This is a genomic window from Streptomyces sp. NPDC023541, assembly GCF_055559995.1.
Window position 1 is genome coordinate 358,592 of record NZ_JBVHJO010000005.1, and the last position, 19,991, is coordinate 378,582.

Below are 19,991 nucleotides of genomic sequence, written 5' to 3' on the forward strand. Positions count from 1 at the left end.
TATCTCCTGATTGTCTGCCGGTTCCCGGCGGGGGCCTCACACTCCGAAGAGCGGCGGCCCCCACCGAGCCTGGCGGAACGAACCTGAGGGAAACCCCTCAAGTAATTACTTGGCCTTCTCGAGGATCTCGACGATGCGCCAGCGCTTGCTCGCCGACAGCGGACGCGTCTCCATGATGAGGACGCGGTCGCCGACACCGGCAGCGTTCTGCTCGTCGTGAGCCTTGAGCTTGTTCGTACGGCGGATGACCTTGCCGTACAGGGCGTGCTTGACGCGGTCCTCGACGGCGACGACGACGGTCTTGTCCATCTTGTCGCTGACGACCAGACCCTCACGGGTCTTGCGGAAACCGCGCTCGGTCTTCTCAGTCACGTTGTTCTCGCTCATCAGGCGCTCTCCACCGTCTCGATACCGAGCTCACGCTCGTGCATCAGGGTGTAGATGCGAGCGATGTCCTTACGGACGGACTTGAGCCGGCCGTTGTTCTCCAGCTGACCCGTGGCCGCCTGGAAGCGGAGCTTGAACAGCTCCTCCTTGGCCTCGCGCAGCTTGCCAACGAGCTCCTCGTTGCCGAGCTCACGCAGCTCGGACGCCTTGGTTCCCGTCGCCATCACGACTCACCTGCCTCGCGCCGAACAATCCGGCACTTCATCGGAAGCTTGTGAGCAGCGCGGGTGAGCGCCTCACGAGCAATCTTCTCGTTCGGGTAGGACAGCTCGAACATGACCCGACCCGGGTGCACGTTGGCGATCCACCACTCGGGAGAACCCTTACCGGAACCCATGCGGGTTTCGGCAGGCTTCTTCGTGAGCGGGCGGTCCGGGTAGATGTTGATCCAGACCTTGCCACCACGCTTGATGTGGCGGGTCATCGCGATACGAGCCGCCTCGATCTGGCGGTTCGTCACGTAGGCGGGGGTGAGCGCCTGGATGCCGTACTCGCCGAACGAGACCTCAGTACCGCCCTTGGCCATACCGCGGCGCTTCGGGTGGTGCTGCTTACGGTGCTTGACCCTACGAGGGATCAGCATGTTGGTCAGGCCTCCGTTCCGGTGCTCTCAGCCGGAGCGGCGGCGGGAGCGTCGGCCTTGGGGGCCTCGGCACCAGCAGCCTGCTGCGGCTTGCGGCCACCACGGCCGCCGCGCTCGCCACCACGGCCACCACGGCCGGCGGGACGGTCGCCAGCGCCACCCGCGCCACGGGCCGGGCGGTTACCCGCACGGGCCGCAGCGTTCTCGGCGCGAACCTCGGCGATGTTCTTGACGTCGCCCTTGTAGATCCAGACCTTCACACCGATACGGCCGAAGGTGGTCTTGGCCTCGAAGAAGCCGTAGTCCACGTTCGCGCGCAGCGTGTGCAGCGGCACACGACCCTCGCGGTAGAACTCGGAGCGGGACATCTCGGCGCCGCCGAGGCGACCGCCACACTGGATCTTGATGCCCTTGGCGCCGGCCTTCATCGTGCCCTGCATGCTCTTACGCATGGCGCGACGGAAGGAGACGCGGGAGGAGAGCTGCTCGGCAACGGCCTGGGCAACGAGCTGAGCGTCGAGCTCGGGGTTCTTGACCTCGAGGATGTTCAGCTGGACCTGCTTGCCCGTGAGCTTTTCGAGGTCACCGCGGATGCGGTCGGCCTCGGCGCCACGGCGGCCGATGACGATGCCCGGACGAGCGGTGTGGATGTCCACACGCACGCGGTCACGGGTGCGCTCGATCTCAACCTTCGAGATGCCGGCGCGCTCCATGCCGGACGTCATCATCCGACGGATGGCGACGTCTTCCTTGACGTAGTCCTTGTACAGCTTGTCGGCGTACCAACGCGACTTGAAGTCGGTGGTGATGCCGAGCCGGAACCCGTGCGGGTTTACCTTCTGGCCCATTACCGGGAACCTTCCTTGCTGCTGACGACCACGGTGATGTGGCTGGTCCGCTTGCGGATCCGGTAGGCACGGCCCTGCGCACGCGGACGGAACCGCTTCAGGGTCGGGCCCTCGTCCACGTACGCCTCGCTGATGACCAGCGTGGAGGCGTCCGGGTGGTTGTAGTTGTGTGCGGCGTTGGCAATGGCGCTGTCCAGCACCTTGCCGACCGGCACGCTCGCGGCCTGCGGGGCGAAACGCAGGACCGCCTGAGCCTCCGTGGCATCCATGCCACGGATAAGGTCCACCACGCGGCGGGCCTTCATGGGCGTGACGCGGATGTACCGCGCCTGGGCCCTGGCTTCCATGGTTGTCCCTTCGGTGTAAGTCATAGTCGTAACCACCCCGCCTTTAGCGGCGCTTCGACTTCCGGTCGTCCTTGACGTGGCCGCGGAAGGTGCGAGTCGGCGAGAACTCGCCGAGCTTGTGGCCGACCATCGACTCGGTGACGAACACCGGGACGTGGGTCTTGCCGTTGTGCACCGCGATGGTGTGACCCAGCATGCTGGGGATGATCATCGAGCGACGGGACCAGGTCTTGATGACGTTCTTGGTACCAGCTTCGTTCTGAGCGTCCACCTTCTTTACGAGGTGGTCGTCGACGAAGGGTCCCTTCTTGAGACTGCGCGGCATCTAAACCCGCTCCTAGCGCTTCTTGTTCGTCTTGCGGCGGCGGACGATGTACTTGCTCGAAGCCTTCTTCGGCGAGCGAGTACGACCCTCCTTCTGACCCCACGGGGAGACCGGGTGGCGACCACCACTGGTCTTGCCCTCACCACCACCGTGCGGGTGGTCAACCGGGTTCATCGCGACACCGCGGACGGACGGGCGAACGCCCTTCCAGCGCATGCGGCCGGCCTTGCCCCAGTTGATGTTCGACTGCTCGGCGTTGCCGACCTCGCCGACCGTGGCGCGGCAGCGCGCGTCGACGAGACGGATCTCGCCGGACGGCATGCGGAGGTGGGCCATGACGCCCTCCTTCGCGAGCAGCTGCACGGAGGCACCAGCGGAGCGGGCGAACTTCGCGCCGCCACCGGGACGGAGCTCGATCGCGTGGATCGTGGTACCGACCGGGATGTTGCGGAGCGCCAGGTTGTTGCCGGGCTTGATGTCGGCCGTCGGGCCGTTCTCGATCCGGTCACCCTGCTGCAGACCGCGCGGCGCGATGATGTAGCGCTTCTCGCCGTCGGCGTAGTGCAGCAGCGCGATGCGCGCGGTGCGGTTGGGGTCGTACTCGATGTGCGCGACCTTGGCCGGCACGCCGTCCTTGTCGTGACGACGGAAGTCGATCACGCGGTAGGCGCGCTTGTGTCCGCCACCCTGGTGGCGAACGGTGATCCGGCCGGTGTTGTTACGGCCGCCCTTGCTGTGCAGAGGGCGAACCAGCGACTTCTCCGGCGTGGACCGCGTGATCTCGACAAAGTCGGCGACGCTGGAGCCACGACGGCCCGGGGTCGTCGGCTTGTACTTGCGGATACCCATTTCTCAGTCCTCGTCCGATTCCGGACGACTAGACCTCCGTTAGGAGGCCTGGCCGCCGAAGATGTCGATACGGTTGCCCTCGGCAAGGGTCACGATGGCGCGCTTGGTGTTGGCACGCTTGCCGAAACCGGTCTTGGTGCGCTTGCGCTTACCCTGACGGTTGATCGTGTTGACCCCGGTGACCTTGACCGAGAAGACCGCCTCGACGGCCTGCTTGATCTGGGTCTTGTTGGCGCCGGGCGCGACGATGAACGTGTACTTGTTCTCGTCCAGCAGCGCGTAGCTCTTCTCCGAGACAACCGGCTTGATCAGCAGGTCGCGCGGGTCGGTGAAGGTCTTGCTGGTAACGGTCGCCTCAGACATCAGGCGTCGCTCCCTTCGGTCTCGTCGGCCTTGGGGCCAGACACGAAGGACTCGAGCGCGGCCTGGGTGAAGACCACGTCGTCAGAGACGATCACGTCGTACGTGTTCAGCTGGCCCGGCTCCAGGATGTGAACCTGGGGCAGGTTGCGGGCGGACAGCCACGCGGCCTCGTCGGCACGCTCGACGACCAGGAGCAGGTTCTTGCGCTCCGAGATCTTGCCGAACAGCGTCTTGGCGGCCTTCGTGGAGGCGGCACCCTCGACCACGCCGGTGACGACGTGGATGCGGGAGTGACGCGCACGGTCCGAGAGGGCACCGCGGAGGGCGGCGACCTTCATCTTCTTGGGGGTCCGCTGCGAGTAGTCACGCGGCTGCGGGCCGTGGACGACGCCACCGCCGGCGAACTGCGGAGCGCGGGTCGAACCCTGACGGGCGCGGCCGGTGCCCTTCTGGCGGTAAGGCTTCTTGCCACCACCACGGACTTCGCCACGGGTCTTGGTCTTGTGCGTGCCCTGACGGGCAGCGGCCAGCTGGGCGACGACGACCTGGTGGATCAGCGGAACGCTGGTCTTCGCGTCGAAGATCTCCGCGGGGAGCTCGACGGTACCGGCCTTGTCGCCTGCCGGCGAAAGGATGTCAATGGTGCTCATTAACCTCAAGCCCCCTTGGCCGCGGTACGGACCAGGACGAGGCCGCCGTTCGGACCGGGGACTGCGCCCTTGATGAGGAGCAGACCCTTCTCCGCGTCTACCGCGTGGATGGTCAGGTTCTGGGTGGTGACGCGCTCGTTACCCATGCGACCGGCCATGCGCATGCCCTTGAAGACACGCCCAGGGGTGGCGCAGCCACCGATCGAACCGGGGGAGCGGTGCTTGCGCTGCACACCGTGACCGGCGCCGAGGCCCCGGAAGTTGTGCCGCTTCATGACACCGGCGAAGCCCTTGCCCTTGCTGTTGCCCGTGACGTCAACCTTGACGCCGGACTCGAACACCTCAGCAGTGATCTCCTGGCCGAGCGTGTACTCGGCGGCGTCGGAGGTGCGGAGCTCCACCAGGTGGCGGCGGGGGGTCACGTCGGCCTTGGCGAAGTGGCCCTTGAGGGGCTTGTTCACCTTGCGCGGGTCGATCTCGCCGAAGGCGATCTGGACCGACTCGTAGCCGTCGATGTCGTTCGTACGGACCTGGGTAACGACGCAGGGCCCGGCCTTGACGACGGTCACCGGGACGACACGGTTGTTCTCGTCCCAGACCTGGGTCATGCCGAGCTTCTCGCCCAGGACGCCCTTGATCTGCTTTGCCATCTTCTCGACGCCTCTCAGAGCTTGATCTCGATGTCAACGCCGGCCGGAAGGTCCAGGCGCATCAGCGAGTCAACGGTCTTGGGCGTCGGGTCGAGGATGTCGATCAGGCGCTTGTGCGTGCGCATCTCGAAGTGCTCGCGCGAGTCCTTGTACTTGTGCGGCGACTTGATGACGCAGTACACGTTCTTCTCAGTGGGCAGCGGCACCGGGCCCGCGACCGACGCACCAGTGCGCGTCACCGTCTCGACGATCTTCTTCGCCGAGGAGTCGATGACCTCGTGGTCGTAGGCCTTGAGCCGGATGCGGATCTTCTGTCCCGCCATGGCTACTCCGTAGTCCTGTCTCTGTGTGGAAACGCTCTGGCTCCCGGTCGGCTGCGGGACGTGGTCCCGCGGCCTCTCCTCCGACCCACGCGGTCGGGCGTGTCGCACTCCCTCTACAGAAAATTCCCATACGGAAATTCCCTCGTCCAAGGGGGTGCGGTCCCATGACCGCGATTCGGGGGAGAAACACCCACCGAGTGCCTGGTGGGCACCGTGCTGTCACTTCCCAGAAGATTCCCGTACGTCCGCCCCCATTGCTGCCCCGAGAGGCAGATTAAGGACGACGAGTACTGTGGGACTCGCTTCCGGTCCTCCCGGCGGGAGGCGCGCAGCATCGGCACTCAGCCGAGCAACTTGAGTAGTCTGCCATACGGGACACGTACCTGGCCAATCGGGCGGAAGACAATACCCCGCCACGCTGAGTGGTCAAACTGCGCCGCGCCCGTCGCCCGGCGGGGCCTCTCCCTCGGTCGTGTCAGGTCCGCGAGACCGTCCCGCAGCCGTCCGGCGCGCCCGCCTCGATGCCCTTGCTCCGGTCGTACGGGTCCTTGGGCGGCCCGGAGGGCGTGGGTCCGGCCGCGGGCTCCGCGTCGAAGCCCGGGTGGATGTAGCCGTCGTGGACCTCGCAGGCGCTGTTGGCGAGGTCGACGCGGTAGTCGGAGAGCAGGAGCCGGCCGGCGGTGACCCGCCATGTGCGCGGGTCCGCGACCGTGAAGGTGATTTCTCGGCGCACGATGGTCCGCTCGACCTGGTCCGCGCCCGGGGCCGCCTTCACCAGCGGGTAGACGAAGGAGTAGTCGAGCCGGACGTCGGCCCGGCCCTTCTCCTTCCCGGCTTCCACCCACATCCGGCCGCGGACCTTGACCACCTCGCCGACGGGCTTGACCTCGGCCGGGTCGTACCGGGTGAAGAGGTTCATCGGGTCCTGGTCCTTGCCCGGCTGGGCCAGTGACTTCTCCAGGTGCTCCGAGGTCTCGGTGCTCTCGGGGTCCAGCAGCGCCAGTGCGGCCTCGGGGCGCTCCCCCCTCAGGACCGCCGGGTCCAGGTTGGCCGCGATCAGGAACGCCCTGGCGTTCCGGAGCGTCTCCGCGATCTTCTCCTTGGACACCCCGTTGACGGCGGTGGCCTCCGGGAGCTCGATGCCGGCGGCGCCGTCCGCCCACTGCAGGGCCGGAGAGCCGCGGAAGGGCTCCTGCAGGGTCGGCCGGTCGGGGTCCACCGACGGCGGCGGGGCGCTCGGGCGCTCGGTCTCGGCGGCCAGCGGGCCCGCCTTGCGGGCGTCGTCGCGGGCCTCGGCCCTGCCCGTGAGGCGGTCGATCACCAGCTCGGGCCGTACTGCGATCAGCGCGAGTCCGGCGATGGCCACGACGGCGGCGGCGGCCTTGAGCCGGCCCGGCCGGCGGCGTTCGCGCCAGGCGGGGCCGGTGCGCCACCCCGGCGGCTCCTGGCCCCGGGTGGCGCGCAGCCGCTCGGTCACCATGCGCGCCCGTGCGGAGGGCTCCTTCGGCGCGTCCCCGGCCCCCTGGGCGGCCTGCTCCATGAAACGGGCCCACTCCTCGTCGGAGACGCCCGGCGTGTTGTCGTCCTTCTTGCCCATGCCCTGTCCTCGTCCGTTCCCCGCCCGACATGTGCGAGGGGCTCCGCACCGGATGGTGCGGAGCCCCTCACCTGCGCAAAGACGTTTCTTCCGTCAGCGGAAGTAGCCCGTGATGTCCGCGATGAGGTCCACGGAACCCGAGTTGTTGTAGAAGCTGACCTTGCCGTCCACGACGGGCACGACCACCAGGTTGGGGATCGTGAGGCCCGCGGTGAAGTTCAGGTTCGACGCGCTCGTACGGGTCGTGCCGCTCGGGAAGACCGACACGAAGCTGGCCTCGGTCGGGTTGGTCGCGGTCACGTTCAGCACCACGGCCTTGACGCCGGTGGCCGGGACTCCCCCGACGCCCGCCACGGGCAGCGTGACGACGCTTCCGCCGGTGACCGGGCCCTGGCGCACGCCCGTGCCCGTACGGGTGTCCATCAAGCGCTTCGGACCGAAGTTCGCGTGCGTGGCGCCCGCGTCGCTGTCGGAGAAGTAGCCGGTGATGTCCGCGATCAGGTCGACGGTGCCCTGGTTGTTGTAGAAGCTGACCTTGCCGTCCACGACGGGTACGACCACCAGGTTGGGGATCGTCTGTCCCGGGGTGAAGTTCAGGTTCGACGCGCTGGAGCGGGTCGTGCCGCTCGGGTACACCGACACGAAGCTCGGCTGCGTCGGGTTGGTCGCCGTCACGTTCAGCACCACGGCCTTGACGCCGGTGGCCGGGACGCCGTCGACGCCCGCCACGGGCAGGGTGACCACGCCGCCGCTGCCGACCGGGCCCTTCGGGACGCCGAGGCCCTCACGGGTGTCCATCAGGCGCTTCGGACCGAAGTTGGTCTGGGTGGCGCCGTCGGCGGTCGAGGTGAAGTAGCCGGTGATGTCGGCGATCAGGTCGACGGTGCCCTGGTTGTTGAAGAAGCTGACGCTCCCGTTGACGACCGGCACAACCACCAGGTTGGGGATCGTCCTGCCCGGGGTGAAGTTCAGGTTCGACGCGCTGGAGCGGGTCGTGCCGCTCGGGAACACCGACACGAAGCTCGGCTGCGTCGGGTTCGTCGCCGTCACGTTCAGGACCACCGCGGTGGGCGTGCCACCGGTGGCGGCGGCCACCGGCAGGGTGACCACTTCGCCGCTGCCGACGGGGCCCCTGCGGACACCGAGGCCCTCACGGGTGTCCATCAGGCGCTTGGGGGCGAGGGGGACGAACCTGGCGCCCTTGACCTCGGCCTGGACGGTCACCGCGAGGCTCGTGGAGACCTTGCCGTTCGATGCGGTCGCCCGGACCCGGACCTCGTGCGTGCCGTCGGTCACGACGGCGGTCGCCTTGCGGGCCGCGCCGTCGGTGACCGCGGTGGCCTCGCCGTCCACGAGCAGCTCGAACTTGGACAGCCGGCCGGTGGCCGTGCTGGTGGTCCAGTCGACCGTCAGGGCTGCGCCGCTCGGGAGGGTGGCGCCCGGCGCGGCCGTGGCCCCGTTCACCGAGGCGATCTTCAGCTGGGCCGCGGGGCCCGTCTGCCGGAGCGCGTCCAGCTGCGGGTAGAGCGAGTTGCCCGGGCACTGGGTGTTGAAGCCGTCCCGGTGGCCCGAGAGCGACTTGAACTCGTACTGCTGGCCGGCGGTGTAGCTCTTGCCGAAGTAGTTCGCCTGGGTGGCGCCCGCGGTCAGTGTCGCGGTGCCGTTCATGTCTCCGTCGTACTGGCCCAGCTTGTACGCCGCGACCTTGGAGATGGCGCCCAGCGCGGCGGTCGAGGCCCCGGCGGTGGTGTAGTCGCCGAGGACGGAGACGCCCGTCGACTCGGCGTTCCAGCCGTAGGTGTGCGCGCCCTGGACGGGCTGGTCCACACCGCCCTGCCGGCCCTCGAAGACCGTTCCGCACTTGTCGACGAGGAAGTTGTAGCCGAGGTCGCGCCAGCCGTTGCCCTGCACGTGGTAGACGTGCAGGCTGCGGACGATGGCGGCGGACTCGGAGCACTCGTACGGGGCGGTGGACGCGGTGTGGTGGACGAAGACCGCCTTGATCTTCCCGCCGGGCAGGTAGATCGGGCCCTCGTTGTTCAGGGACTCGTCGGCGCCCCACTGCACGCGCGAGACCACGTCCGGCCGCGGGGCGGTCGATTCCGGCCCCGGCGTCGTCGGCGCGGGGTCCACCGCGGGGAGGGAGAAGGCGGCCGGCCCGAGGCTCAGGTCGCCCTTCTTCTTCGCCTTCGCGGCGCCGGCGCCCGGGTCCACCAGGTTCAGCTCCATGCCGGCGGGGAGCGTGCCGCCCCCGGTCACCCGTACCTCGGCGCCGTCGGACGGGCCGACCCAGACCGGCTCGGTGGCGCCGCGCAGGCCCGGGCGCTTGCCGTCGAGGCCGGACTCGGCCTGCTCCAGCACGACCCACTTCGACCACTTGCCGCTGTCGGCGTCCCGGGTGCGGGCCTCGATCCTGCCCTTCACCTCGGCCTCGGGGTCGGTCCAGGAGACGCCGAGGAGCCCGAACGGCTCGGTGTCCTGCTGGGAGAGGACAGCCTCGCCCCTGCCCTTGGGCTTGAGGGCGAGCTTGTGCAGCTCCCCCGCGACCGGGCCCTTCTCGCGGGCACGGGCGCTGTAGGGCGACACCTCGCCCTCGTCGGAACCGCCCGTGCCGCTTGCGACGCCCTGGATGCCCAGGACCGCCACGACGCCGAGCGCGGCGGCCAGAGCCGTCCCGCGCGCACGACCTATCTTCAAGTTGTCCCCAACCCCTATGCAGATCCGGCCAGGTGACACCACTGGCCGACGGGATCCTACTGGCCGCGGCGACGGCCCATCAGGGCGGGACGGGGGCTGCGAACGTGATGCGCGTCGCAGCCGGACCGCACGGGGGTGCTATTCCACCGACTTGTCCTTGAACGGCGCCTTCCGGCCACAGATCGCGGGCCAGTCCTTGGCCACGATGTTGGCGCACCAGATCTCGCCGTCGTCCTCGAACTGCTTCCACAGCTTGACCCGGAGGTCCTCGCAGTCCTTGTTCGGCGCGTAACGCGGGCACTTGCCGTTGGGCAGCTTGATGTCGTGCGCGCGCCAGGCGTCGAGGCCCATGAGGTCGGTGTCCTCGTGCGTGGGCATGTAGCGGTTGGCCGACCAGGAGGCGCCCATGGTGGCGAACAGGGCGACCGCGCACACCATGCCGGCCGAGAGCTGACGGATCGTCCGGCGGGGAACGACGCGCGCGGACGGGGCGGCGGAGGGCGGCCGCAGGGTCCGCTCGGTCCAGCCGGAGCCCCGCTGGACCGCCGCCATCACGCCGAGGACGGCCAGGATCATCAGCGAGTACATGATGATCCAGGTGGTCCGCGGGAAGAGCTGGACCGCCTTGTCGTGCGCCATGTGCGAGGCGAACCAGAACCGGGCCAGCCAGGCGCCGGCGAGCACCGCCGCGGCGGTGCGGACCATGACGTTGCGCAGGCCGAGGCCGACCCCGAGGCCCACACCGAGGATCAGCAGCAGCGCGAACCCGGTCTGGCCGGCCATCTCGCCGGAGACGGGCCACTGGTTGTACTTGATGTAGCCCGTACGGTCGGAGATCCAGCCGAGGACGTACCCCGGGTCGGCGTACACGCCGAGGTAGGCGTACCGGTCCGGGGTCTGCGAGCCCAGGCGCACCATCTGGTAGAGCAGCGGGGCGCCGATGATCCCGGCCGTGGCCAGGACGGACCCGGCGTACAGCGCCGCCCGCTTCAGCGCGGGGCCGCCGGCCCGCCACGGGAAGAGGAAGAGGAAGAGGACGGCGGCGCCGGGCGCGGCCCAGACGAACCAGCCCGAGTACCAGAGGAAGAGCCCGCCGAAGATCGCGCCGAGGCCGGCCCCGCGCAGCACCAGGGCCTTCGCGGTGCGGCCGGCGGACCGGCGCAGCTCGCGGAAGCAGTACCCGAGGAGCGGCAGCAGCACGATCATCACGACGTGGCTGTACGGGCGGACCGGGTCGAGGAAGAGCACGGCCGACGGGACGGCGATCAGCAGCGCCCAGAAGGGACGGAGCAGCAGCCGCCACGCCAGGTACGCCATCGGGCCGACGAGGGCGCTGAAGACGATCTGCAGGTCGTGCAGGGCGAAGCCGGAGGTGCCGAGGCCGTCGTAGCGGACCTTGGCCCACAGGGCGATCAGCGCCGGGAACGCGGGCGGGTAGATGCCGGACATGCCCTCGCCCGACAGGAACGAGTTGGCCATCTCCACCAGGACGCTCGGGTCGCCCTCCTGGCCGCCGAGCGGGTGCGGGGTGCCGCGCAGCGCGACGACGATGCCGCCCGCCACCACGCCGGTGACCAGCCCTGCCAGGGCGGCGCAGACCAGCCGCTTGACCAGCTCGTGGCGCCGGACGGAGCCCCGGTGAGCCGTGTAGAGCAGCAGTCCGAGCAGCGGGAGCCCGAGGACGGCCACGTACAGCTGGAGCTTGGCGAGTCCGCTGACCTGGCCGAGGCGGTTCATCGGGTTGACGCTGACGTGCCGGCTCAGCAGCGTGAATCCGAGGGCCGCCACCACGCTGACGACGACCTCGGCCAGGATCTGCACCCACCGCCGGGACATCCACACCCGGATCCCGGAGGGGGTCGGGCTGCTCTTGCCCCGTGCCGGTTCGGAGGGGCGCTGGGCCGGGGTGCCGGCCTCGCCGACCGCCTCGGGGGCCAGGTGTGTCATCTCGGTCCGTTTCGTGGTGGGCGGAGTCTGATCAGTTGTGGCCGGAGGTGAAGGCGTGCTTCGCCAGGGTGCGGGCGCCCGCCTTGTTGCCGCTGCGCAGCGCTCCGGGGAGCATCGTCAGCGCGTGCAGCCGGGAGGCGCTGTGGAAGCGGGCCGCACGGGCAGCCTTCGGCCAGCCGCGGGCGTCCATGCGGGCCGCGACCGCGGAGAAGTACCGCTCGGCCTCGGCGAAGCGGGTGCCGGAGAAGGCCTGGACCGACGACTCGCTGACGGCGTGCCGGCGGTACTGGAAGACGGTCGTCGTGTTGTCGATGACCATCTGCTCACCGCCTTCGAGCAGGTCGACCACGAGCGCGAGGTCCTGGATCACCGAGTAGTCGTCCCGGAAGTTCACCTTGCGCAGCACCTCGCCGCGCCAGGCGATCGACGGGAAGTAGAGCCAGTTGCCGCGCAGCACGCTGGCGGCCAGCTCCTCGCCGCCCATCAGGCGACGGCCCTTCACCTGCGGTGCGTACAGCCGCTTCTTGGTGTTGTCCGCCAGGCCCTGGGTCACCTGGCCCGTGCCGTCGATGACCTCGACGCCGGGCTGGACCATGCCGATGCCCGGCTGGGCGTCGACGATGCCCCGGACGGTCTCCAGGTAGTGCGGGTGAAGGACGTCGTCGCAGCCCATGATGACCACGTAGTCGGCCTCGGACAGCCGCACGCACTTCTGGAAGTTCTTGGTGATGCCGAGGTTCTGCTCGTTGCGCGTGTAGTGCACGCGGTCGTCGCCGAGTCCGGCGAACCAGCCCGGTACGTCGGGCTCCTTGCCGTCGTCGATCACGACGAGGCGGAAGTCCCGGTCCGTCTGCGCCAGCACGCTGCGGACGGCGTCCTGCATCAGCTGCACGTCCCCGTAGTAGGGGAGCATGAAGTCGAAGGTCACCATGGAGCTTCAGGCCTTCACGGAGTCGGAGTCGGCCGCGGCGTCCGCGGCGGCGTCAGCGCCGGCGCCGGCGTCCGGTGCGGAGCCGGACCCCGCCCCCAGCCGCTCGCCGTTGTGGCGCGTGCCCTCGTTGATGGCCACCGTCCGGGCGAGGTCGGTGATCTTCTTCTCCAGCGAGCGGAACCGCAGGAAGGTGTTGAGCGTGAGGAAGCCCATCGCGAGGACCATCACGTACAGCACCAGGTCGGTGCCTCGGCCGACGCCGAGCTGGTGGGCGAGCCAGGTGACGTCCGTCGGGCGGAGCACGGCGTACACGTTGACGATGACGAACAGGGAGAAGGCGATGCGCTTCCAGGCCCGGTTCTTCGCCTGGCTCCACGTGCGGATGAACACCAGGGCCATCGACACCGAGCCGACGATCAGGACGAGCTGGATCCAGAAGTACTTCATCGACGCCCACGCTCCCGCAGCGAAATGTCAAAGATGATGTTCACGCCGTTGATGAGGGACTGGCCCTTGGAGCGCGAGTATTCGGTGTAGAGGATGTCCACGGGCACCTCGGTGACCCGCAGGTCGGAGCCCGCCAGGAAACCGACGAGCTCGGACGCGTGCGCCATGCCGTTCATGGTGATGTTCAGCTGCTCGGCGGCCTTGCGGCTCAGCACGCGCAGACCGTTGTGCGCGTCGGTGAGCTTGAGCTTGCGGGCGGTGGGGCTGACGGCGGCGGCCGTGCGCAGGACGACCTGCTTGATCCACGGCACCTGGCCGTTCTGCTCGATGAAGCGGGAGCCGAGGACCACGTCGGCCTCGTCCCGCCGCAGCACGCCGACCATCGTCTCGACGTCCTTGGTCTGGTGCTGGCCGTCGGCGTCGAAGGTCGCGAAGTAGCGGGAACCGGGCTGGGTGAGCGCGTACTTCAGACCGGTCTGGAGGGCCGCGCCCTGGCCGAGGTTGACCGGGTGGCGGACCAGGTGGGCGCCCGTGGTCGCTACGTGCTCGGCCGAGTCGTCGGTGCTGCCGTCGTCGACGACGACGATGTTGGGGAACGTCTTGCGGGCCCCCTCGACCACCTCGGCGATCACCTGGCCCTCGTTATAGGCCGGTATGACCAGCCAGACATCGTCGTATTGGGACACGGTAGCTCCAGCGGAAAGTGGCACGTTCGAGTGCTCGGTGATCGGTGTGACGTCTCGGGCCGGCATGGTCATCTCCCGACCGCGCCCACGCCCGGGGCGCCGGTGTCTGCGTCGTCGGTCGTCTGCCGGGGTGCTTCACCGGCTGCGGCCGCGGTTCCGGGGAAGCTCAGCCTGAGGGCTGCCAGCATAGCGAGCACGGTGGCCGTCGATCCCAGGGCGTAAGCGACGATCACGCGCACGGACACCTCGCCGGGGATCAGGGTGATGCCCACCAGCACCGCGGTACCGACGGCCCAGCAGAGCAACTGCAGGTTGTGCCGCTTGAATACCATGAGCGCCTGCCCGAGGACCATCGCGAACATGTACGCCGCGGTACCGGCGGACAGCAGGAAGAAGTCGAAGCTGCCCAGCACCGGGTCCTGGATGCCGAAGAGCACCTCGATGAGCCAGGGGCCGAGCGCCGTGGCGGGCACGCCGCCGAGCAGGCCGAGCGCTCCGACGACCATCGCGATCCGGCGCAGCATCGCCCAGAAGGCCGCGCGGTCTCCGGCGGTGAAGGCGGCGGTCAGGCCGCTGAGCAGCGAGGCCTGGAGCGAGCCGAAGACGAAGAGCGGTACGCGCGCGAGGACCGTCGCGCTCATCAGCGCCGCGATCAGTGCGCTGTCGGACGGTGCCAGGAGCTTGGTGCTCACCACGGCGGCGTTCACGACCAGTTGGGACAGCAGGGTCGCGCAGACGAGCAGGCCGAGGCCGCCCGACAGCTCCCGCCAGGCGATCTGCTCGCCGGGGCCGACCGCGCGCAGCAGTGCGGGCAGCGTCACCAGCGTCGCGACCACGGGTGCGACGGCCAGGATGAGGCTGAAGGCCAGTGCCGAGTGCAGTCCGAAGAGGGCGCACCCGAAGGCGAGCACGATCCGCAGCCCGCCGTCGACGGCGAGCTGGGTGCCGTACGCGCCGAAGCGGCCGAGGCCCGCCAGCACACCGCGGGTCAGGTAGCAGACGGCCATGCCGGTGAAGGCGCCGCCGAGCGCGGCCACCAGGGCGCGGTCCCCGTGGAACAGCAGGTCGGCGACGGGGCCGGCGCCGAGGACGAGGATCAGCAGGGTCGCGCCGAGGATGCCGGCGGTGAGCAGGCCGGCGCGGCGCAGCACCGGGGCCGTTCCCTGACCGAGGACGACCCGGGCGGAGACGATCCGGGTGAGCTCCTGCTCCAGGGGGAAGAAGATGCCGATGCCGAGGGACATCACGATCGTCCACAGCACCGAGACGTTGGCATAACCCGCATCGGACAGGCTGTGACCGGCCACGCCCAGGTGGGCGTACGAGGCCGCGCCGAGCACGACGGTGCCGCCGGCCACCGCGACGGTGCCCGGCGGCAGCGCCGCGCTCAACTTGTTCACCAGGGTTTTCATCCCGTGGGGCCGTTCCGGGCCGCCTTCGCGAGTGCGGCGAAGCCGGGGGTGGCGAGCGCCTTGGCCAGCTGGTCGCGCCAGTCGGGGAGCGGGTCCAGTCCGGCCTCCTCCTTCCACGCGTCGTGCGCGAGCACGCTGAAGGCGGGGCGGGCGGCGGGGCGGACGAACGCCTCGGAGGTGGTCGGCCGGATCCGCTCGGGGTCCAGGCCGCTCAGCCGGTAGGTCTCGCGCGCCAGTCCCATCCAGGTGGTCCGGCCGCTCGCGGTGCCGTGGTAGATCCCGCCCATGGCATGGCCCCTGAGGGCCGCCAGGCCGAGGTCGACCAGGTGGCGGGCGAGCGCGTAGGACCAAGTGGGCTGGCCGTGCTGGTCGTCGACCACGTCGAGGGTGTCGCGCTGGGCGGCCAGCTTCAGCATGGTGGCGACGAAGTTCGGCCCGTGCTCGCCGTACAGCCAGGCGGTCCGTACGACGTAACCGTCCTGCGGCAGCAGCTCGGTGACGGCCTGCTCGCCGACCAGCTTGGAACGCCCGTAGGCGTTGACCGGGCCGGTCTCGGCGTCCTCCCGGTACGGCTCCGAGGCGTCGCCGGGGAGCACGTAGTCGGTGGAGACGTGGATCAGGCGCACATGGGCGGCGGCGCACGCCTCGGCGAGGACGCGTACGGCGGTGCCGTTGACGGCGGTGGCGGCCTCCTCGGCCGTCTCGGCGCCGTCCACGTCCGTCCAGGCCGCGCAGTTGACGACCACGGTGACGTCCTCGACCGCGGCGCGGACCGCGGCCGGGTCGGTGATGTCGAGGTCGGCGCGGCCCAGGCCCACGGCCTCGATGCCGGCGCGCTTCAGGACGGTCAGGACGTCCTGGCCGAGCATCCCGGCGGCACCGGTGACGAGCCAGCGGCCGGCGAACGAGTCGGTGCTCACTTCTGCAGGGCCGCCTTCGCCTTCAGCGGCTCCCACCAGGCGCGGTTCTCGCGGTACCAGTCGATGGTGGCCTTGATGCCGTCCTCGAAGGTGACCTGCGGGGCGTAGCCCAGCTCCGCACCGATCTTGCTGATGTCGATGGAGTAGCGCAGGTCGTGGCCCTTGCGGTCCTCGACGTGCTCGACCATGTCCCAGCCCAGGCCCGCGGCCTCCAGCAGGACGCCGGTGAGCTCCTTGTTGGTGAGCTCGGTGCCGCCGCCGATGTTGTAGACCTCGCCGGCGCGGCCCTTGCGCATGGCCAGGTCGATGCCGCGGCAGTGGTCGGAGACGTGCAGCCAGTCGCGGACGTTGCCGCCGTTGCCGTACAGCGGGACCTTCTTGCCGTCCATCAGGTTCGAGACGAACAGCGGGATGACCTTCTCCGGGAACTGGTAGTGCCCGTAGTTGTTGGAGCAGCGGGTGACGACCACGTCCATGCCGTGCGTGCGCGCGTAGGCCAGCGCCAGCAGGTCGGAGGACGCCTTGGACGCGGAGTACGGGGAGTTCGGCACCAGCGGCCACTCCTCGGTCCAGGAGCCCTCGGTGATCGAGCCGTAGACCTCGTCGGTGGAGATGTGGACGAAGCGGCCGACGCCGTGCTTGCGGGCGGCGTCCAGCAGCACCTGGGTGCCGACGACGTTCGTCATGACGAAGGGTCCCGCGCCGGCGATCGACCGGTCCACGTGGGACTCGGCGGCGAAGTGCACGACCACGTCGTGGCCGGCCATCACCTGGTCGACGGCCTCCGCGTCGCAGATGTCGCCCTTGACGAAGCGGTATCCGGAGTGGCCCGCGACCGGGGCGAGGTTGGCCTCGACGCCCGAGTAGGTCAGCTTGTCGAAGACGGTGATCTGCGCCGTGGCGTCTGCACCGAGCTGCTGGCGGACGAATTCTGAACCGATGAAGCCGGCGCCGCCGGTCACGAGGATGCGCATAATACGAAGAGTCTAGCCGCCTGCCGAACGTCACACGCCGGACGGTCGGACCGCCCCGGCCCTCTCGCATAGGGTTCACCCATGCGTGGAATCCTTTTGGCCGGTGGCACCGGATCGCGACTCTGGCCGCTGACTCGGGCCGTCTCGAAGCAGCTGCTGCCCGTCTTCGACAAGCCGATGATCTACTACCCGCTCTCCACCCTGGTGATGGCGGGTATCAGCGAGATCCTGATCATCACCACCCCTGAAGACCGCGACCAGTTCGAGCGGCTGCTCGGCGACGGTTCGCAGTTCGGCCTGCGGCTGGAGTACGCGGTCCAGGAGCGCCCCGAGGGCATCGCCCAGGCGTTCGTGCTCGGCGCCGACTTCATCGGCGACGAGTCCGTCGCACTGATCCTCGGCGACAACATCTTCCACGGCAGCGGCCTCGGCACCCGCCTCGCCCAGCACACGGACGCCAAGGGCGGCCGTGTGTTCGCGTACCCGGTGGCGGACCCGACCGCCTACGGCGTCGTGGAGTTCGACGAGACGGGCCAGGCCATCTCCATCGAGGAGAAGCCGGTCAAGCCCAAGTCCCGCTACGCCGTGCCGGGTCTGTACTTCTACGACAACCAGGTCGTGGAGATAGCCAAGGGGCTCAAGCCCAGCGCCCGCGGCGAGCTGGAGATCACCGCCGTCAACGACGCCTATCTCCAGGCCGGCGAACTGAACGTCACCATCCTCGACCGCGGCACCGCCTGGCTCGACACCGGCACCTTCGTCTCGATGGTCCAGGCCTCCGAGTTCGTGCGCGTGATCGAGGAGCGTCAGGGCTTCAAGATCGGCTGCATCGAGGAGGCGGCCTGGCGGGCCGGCCTCATCGACTCCGCCCAGCTGCGCGCGCTCGCCGAGCCGCTGACCAAGAGCGGCTACGGCACCTACCTCCTGGCCCTGCTCGACGAGGAGGAGGGCAAGTGAAGTTCCGCGAACTCTCCATCGCGGGCGCCTTCGAGGTGACCCCGCAGCTGCACGGCGACCCGCGCGGCCTGTTCACCGAGTGGTACCGCTTCGACCGCCTGGCGGAGGTCGTCGGCCACCCGCTGAACCTGGCCCAGGCGAACCTCTCCGTCTCCGCCGCCGGCGTGGTCCGCGGCATCCACTTCGCCGACGTGCCGCGCGGCCAGGCCAAGTACGTGACCTGCGTGCGCGGCGCCGTGCTCGACGTCATCGTGGACCTCCGGGTGGGCTCCCCCACCTTCGGCACGTGGGAGGGCGTGCGCCTCGACGACGTCGACCGCCGCGCCGTCTACATCCCCGAGGGCCTCGGCCACGGCTTCTGCGCCCTGAGCGACGACGCGACCCTGTCGTACCTGTGCTCGGAGACGTACAACCCGACCGGCGAGCACTCGGTCCACCCGCTCGACCCGGACCTGGGCATCGAGTGGCCGGCCGAGGTCCCGCAGCTGTCCGCGCGCGACGAGGCCGCCCCGTCGCTGGCCGAGGCGATCGCGACCGGGCTGCTCCCGGACTTCGCCGCCTGCAACGAGTTCACGGAGTCGCTCCGCGTGAGCTGACCGGCCGCCGCAGGCAGGCACGAACGTAGAGAGGGCCGCACCCCGCACGGGGGTGCGGCCCTCTTCCCGTACCCGGCTTTCGTTGCCGGTTCCGTTTCCGATTCCGGGGAACGCCGAAGGGCCCCGCCCCACCGCCGAAGCGATGGGCCGGGGCCCTCCAGTGCAACTTGGTGCCCGACTCAACGAGCTACCAGGTCAGAACACGAATTACTTCGTGATCTTGGTGACCTGGCCGGCGCCCACGGTACGACCACCCTCACGGATGGCGAACTTCAGGCCCTCCTCCATGGCGACCGGCTGGATCAGCGCGACCGACATCTCGGTGTTGTCGCCCGGCATGACCATCTCCGTGCCGGCCGGCAGGGTGACGACACCCGTGACGTCCGTGGTACGGAAGTAGAACTGCGGACGGTAGTTGTTGAAGAAGGGGGTGTGACGGCCACCCTCGTCCTTCGACAGGATGTAGGCCTGGGCCTCGAACTCGGTGTGCGGCGTGACCGAACCCGGCTTGATGATGACCTGGCCGCGCTCGACGTCCTCGCGCTTGATGCCACGGAGGAGCAGACCGACGTTCTCGCCCGCCTGGCCCTCGTCGAGCAGCTTGCGGAACATCTCGATACCGGTGACCGTGGTGGTGGTCTTCTCTTCCTTGATACCGATGATGTCGACGGTCTCGTTGACCTTCAGGACACCACGCTCGATACGGCCGGTGACGACCGTACCGCGACCGGTGATCGTGAAGACGTCCTCGACGGGCATGAGGAACGGCTTCTCGGTGTCACGCGGCGGGGTCGGGATGGCCTCGTCGACGGCGGACATGAGGCCGAGAAGCTTCTCGCCCCACTCCTTGTCGCCCTCGAGCGCCTTCAGCGCGGAGACGCGGACGACCGGCAGGTCGTCGCCCGGGAACTCGTACTCGGAGAGCAGCTCACGGACCTCGAGCTCGACGAGCTCCAGGATCTCCTCGTCGTCCACCATGTCGGCCTTGTTCAGGGCGACGACGATGTAGGGGACGCCGACCTGGCGGGCCAGGAGCACGTGCTCCTTGGTCTGCGGCATCGGGCCGTCGGTGGCGGCGACCACGAGGATCGCGCCGTCCATCTGCGCGGCACCCGTGATCATGTTCTTGATGTAGTCCGCGTGACCGGGGCAGTCGACGTGGGCGTAGTGACGCGCCTCGGTCTGGTACTCGACGTGCGCGATGGAGATGGTGATACCGCGCTGGCGCTCCTCAGGAGCCTTGTCGATCTGGTCGAAGGCCGAGGCCTCGTTCAGGTCCGGGTACGCGTCGTGCAGCACCTTGGTAATGGCGGCCGTGAGGGTCGTCTTACCGTGGTCAATGTGACCGATGGTGCCGATGTTGACGTGCGGCTTAGTCCGCTCGAACTTCGCCTTCGCCACGGGGGTCCTCCTGGAGAGTGGTTCTGTACGCCTTACAGATC

Annotated in this window: 23 protein-coding genes; 2 read left to right on the forward strand and 21 right to left on the reverse strand. The window is 69.2% G+C overall.

The features are described 5' to 3' along the window. Positions 1–105: 105 nt before the first annotated feature. The 20 genes from rpsQ to rfbB form a co-directional block, all read right to left on the reverse strand. A complete protein-coding gene (rpsQ, locus tag ACZ3X1_RS15215) occupies positions 106–387 on the reverse strand; it encodes a 30S ribosomal protein S17 (protein ID WP_030008467.1) in 282 nt (93 codons plus the stop codon). After that, positions 387–611, reverse strand: a complete 225-nt coding sequence (gene rpmC, locus ACZ3X1_RS15220; RefSeq protein WP_008739703.1) for a 50S ribosomal protein L29 — start codon at positions 609–611, stop codon at positions 387–389. The genes rpsQ and rpmC overlap by 1 nt, the downstream gene beginning before the upstream one ends. Next, the gene (gene rplP, locus ACZ3X1_RS15225) at positions 611–1,030 is read right to left on the reverse strand and encodes a 50S ribosomal protein L16 (RefSeq protein WP_030026326.1); all 420 of its coding nucleotides are present in this window, start codon (positions 1,028–1,030) and stop codon (positions 611–613) included. The genes rpmC and rplP overlap by 1 nt, the downstream gene beginning before the upstream one ends. Positions 1,031–1,035: 5 nt before the next feature. Further along, entirely contained in the window at positions 1,036–1,878 is an 843-nt protein-coding gene (gene rpsC, locus ACZ3X1_RS15230) for a 30S ribosomal protein S3 (protein ID WP_356811231.1), read from the reverse strand. Continuing rightward, on the reverse strand, positions 1,878–2,225 hold the full coding sequence (gene rplV, locus ACZ3X1_RS15235) for a 50S ribosomal protein L22 (protein WP_007265904.1): 348 nt from the start codon (positions 2,223–2,225) through the stop codon (positions 1,878–1,880). Before rplV ends, rpsC begins: the two co-directional genes overlap by 1 nt. A gap of 43 nt (positions 2,226–2,268) precedes the next feature. After that, positions 2,269–2,550, reverse strand: coding sequence for a 30S ribosomal protein S19 (gene rpsS / locus ACZ3X1_RS15240; RefSeq protein ID WP_007265903.1), 282 nt, complete (start codon positions 2,548–2,550; stop codon positions 2,269–2,271). A gap of 12 nt (positions 2,551–2,562) precedes the next feature. Continuing rightward, a complete protein-coding gene (gene rplB, locus ACZ3X1_RS15245) occupies positions 2,563–3,399 on the reverse strand; it encodes a 50S ribosomal protein L2 (protein ID WP_030388860.1) in 837 nt (278 codons plus the stop codon). A 39-nt stretch (positions 3,400–3,438) separates the two neighbouring features. Continuing rightward, positions 3,439–3,762: a 50S ribosomal protein L23 gene (rplW, locus tag ACZ3X1_RS15250; protein ID WP_007265901.1), complete on the reverse strand. Its 324-nt coding sequence runs from the start codon at positions 3,760–3,762 to the stop codon at positions 3,439–3,441. After that, positions 3,762–4,412, reverse strand: a complete 651-nt coding sequence (rplD, locus tag ACZ3X1_RS15255; RefSeq protein WP_030026322.1) for a 50S ribosomal protein L4 — start codon at positions 4,410–4,412, stop codon at positions 3,762–3,764. The genes rplW and rplD overlap by 1 nt, the downstream gene beginning before the upstream one ends. Positions 4,413–4,417: 5 nt before the next feature. Further along, complete coding sequence (rplC, locus tag ACZ3X1_RS15260) at positions 4,418–5,062, reverse strand: 50S ribosomal protein L3 (RefSeq protein WP_356811232.1); 645 nt, start codon at positions 5,060–5,062, stop codon at positions 4,418–4,420. A 14-nt stretch (positions 5,063–5,076) separates the two neighbouring features. Next, positions 5,077–5,385 carry a 30S ribosomal protein S10 gene (gene rpsJ, locus ACZ3X1_RS15265; protein WP_003948644.1) on the reverse strand — a complete coding sequence of 103 codons (309 nt, stop codon included), beginning with the start codon at positions 5,383–5,385 and terminating at the stop codon, positions 5,077–5,079. A 475-nt stretch (positions 5,386–5,860) separates the two neighbouring features. Beyond that, entirely contained in the window at positions 5,861–6,982 is a 1,122-nt protein-coding gene (locus ACZ3X1_RS15270) for a hypothetical protein (RefSeq protein WP_467279965.1), read from the reverse strand. 93 nt (positions 6,983–7,075) lie between these two features. Next, the gene (locus ACZ3X1_RS15275; protein WP_467279966.1) at positions 7,076–9,679 is read right to left on the reverse strand and encodes a peptidoglycan recognition protein family protein; all 2,604 of its coding nucleotides are present in this window, start codon (positions 9,677–9,679) and stop codon (positions 7,076–7,078) included. Between the two features lie 138 nt (positions 9,680–9,817). Next, the gene (locus ACZ3X1_RS15280) at positions 9,818–11,626 is read right to left on the reverse strand and encodes a chromate transporter (RefSeq protein ID WP_467279967.1); all 1,809 of its coding nucleotides are present in this window, start codon (positions 11,624–11,626) and stop codon (positions 9,818–9,820) included. Positions 11,627–11,657: 31 nt separating this feature from the next. After that, positions 11,658–12,557, reverse strand: coding sequence for a glycosyltransferase family 2 protein (locus ACZ3X1_RS15285; RefSeq protein ID WP_467279968.1), 900 nt, complete (start codon positions 12,555–12,557; stop codon positions 11,658–11,660). Positions 12,558–12,563: 6 nt separating this feature from the next. After that, positions 12,564–13,004 carry a DUF2304 family protein gene (locus ACZ3X1_RS15290; protein ID WP_467279969.1) on the reverse strand — a complete coding sequence of 147 codons (441 nt, stop codon included), beginning with the start codon at positions 13,002–13,004 and terminating at the stop codon, positions 12,564–12,566. After that, on the reverse strand, positions 13,001–13,690 hold the full coding sequence (locus ACZ3X1_RS15295; RefSeq protein ID WP_356811238.1) for a glycosyltransferase family 2 protein: 690 nt from the start codon (positions 13,688–13,690) through the stop codon (positions 13,001–13,003). Before ACZ3X1_RS15295 ends, ACZ3X1_RS15290 begins: the two co-directional genes overlap by 4 nt. 68 nt (positions 13,691–13,758) lie before the next feature. Further along, complete coding sequence (locus tag ACZ3X1_RS15300; RefSeq protein WP_356811239.1) at positions 13,759–15,090, reverse strand: lipopolysaccharide biosynthesis protein; 1,332 nt, start codon at positions 15,088–15,090, stop codon at positions 13,759–13,761. A gap of 8 nt (positions 15,091–15,098) precedes the next feature. Continuing rightward, a complete protein-coding gene (gene rfbD, locus ACZ3X1_RS15305; RefSeq protein ID WP_356811256.1) occupies positions 15,099–15,971 on the reverse strand; it encodes a dTDP-4-dehydrorhamnose reductase in 873 nt (290 codons plus the stop codon). A 47-nt stretch (positions 15,972–16,018) separates the two neighbouring features. Then, positions 16,019–16,996 carry a dTDP-glucose 4,6-dehydratase gene (gene rfbB / locus ACZ3X1_RS15310; protein ID WP_356811240.1) on the reverse strand — a complete coding sequence of 326 codons (978 nt, stop codon included), beginning with the start codon at positions 16,994–16,996 and terminating at the stop codon, positions 16,019–16,021. 81 nt (positions 16,997–17,077) lie between these two features. Here rfbB and rfbA point away from each other — a divergent pair, with 81 nt between their 5' ends. Together rfbA and rfbC are read left to right on the forward strand one after the other, a co-directional pair. Then, positions 17,078–17,953 (forward strand): glucose-1-phosphate thymidylyltransferase RfbA, encoded by an 876-nt coding sequence (rfbA, locus tag ACZ3X1_RS15315; protein WP_356811241.1) that lies wholly within the window; start codon positions 17,078–17,080, stop codon positions 17,951–17,953. Further along, on the forward strand, positions 17,950–18,549 hold the full coding sequence (gene rfbC / locus ACZ3X1_RS15320; protein ID WP_356811242.1) for a dTDP-4-dehydrorhamnose 3,5-epimerase: 600 nt from the start codon (positions 17,950–17,952) through the stop codon (positions 18,547–18,549). The genes rfbA and rfbC overlap by 4 nt, the downstream gene beginning before the upstream one ends. Positions 18,550–18,756: 207 nt before the next feature. Here rfbC and tuf read toward each other — a convergent pair whose 3' ends face one another. Beyond that, positions 18,757–19,950, reverse strand: coding sequence for an elongation factor Tu (gene tuf / locus ACZ3X1_RS15325; protein WP_030653602.1), 1,194 nt, complete (start codon positions 19,948–19,950; stop codon positions 18,757–18,759). Positions 19,951–19,991 lie beyond the last annotated feature (41 nt).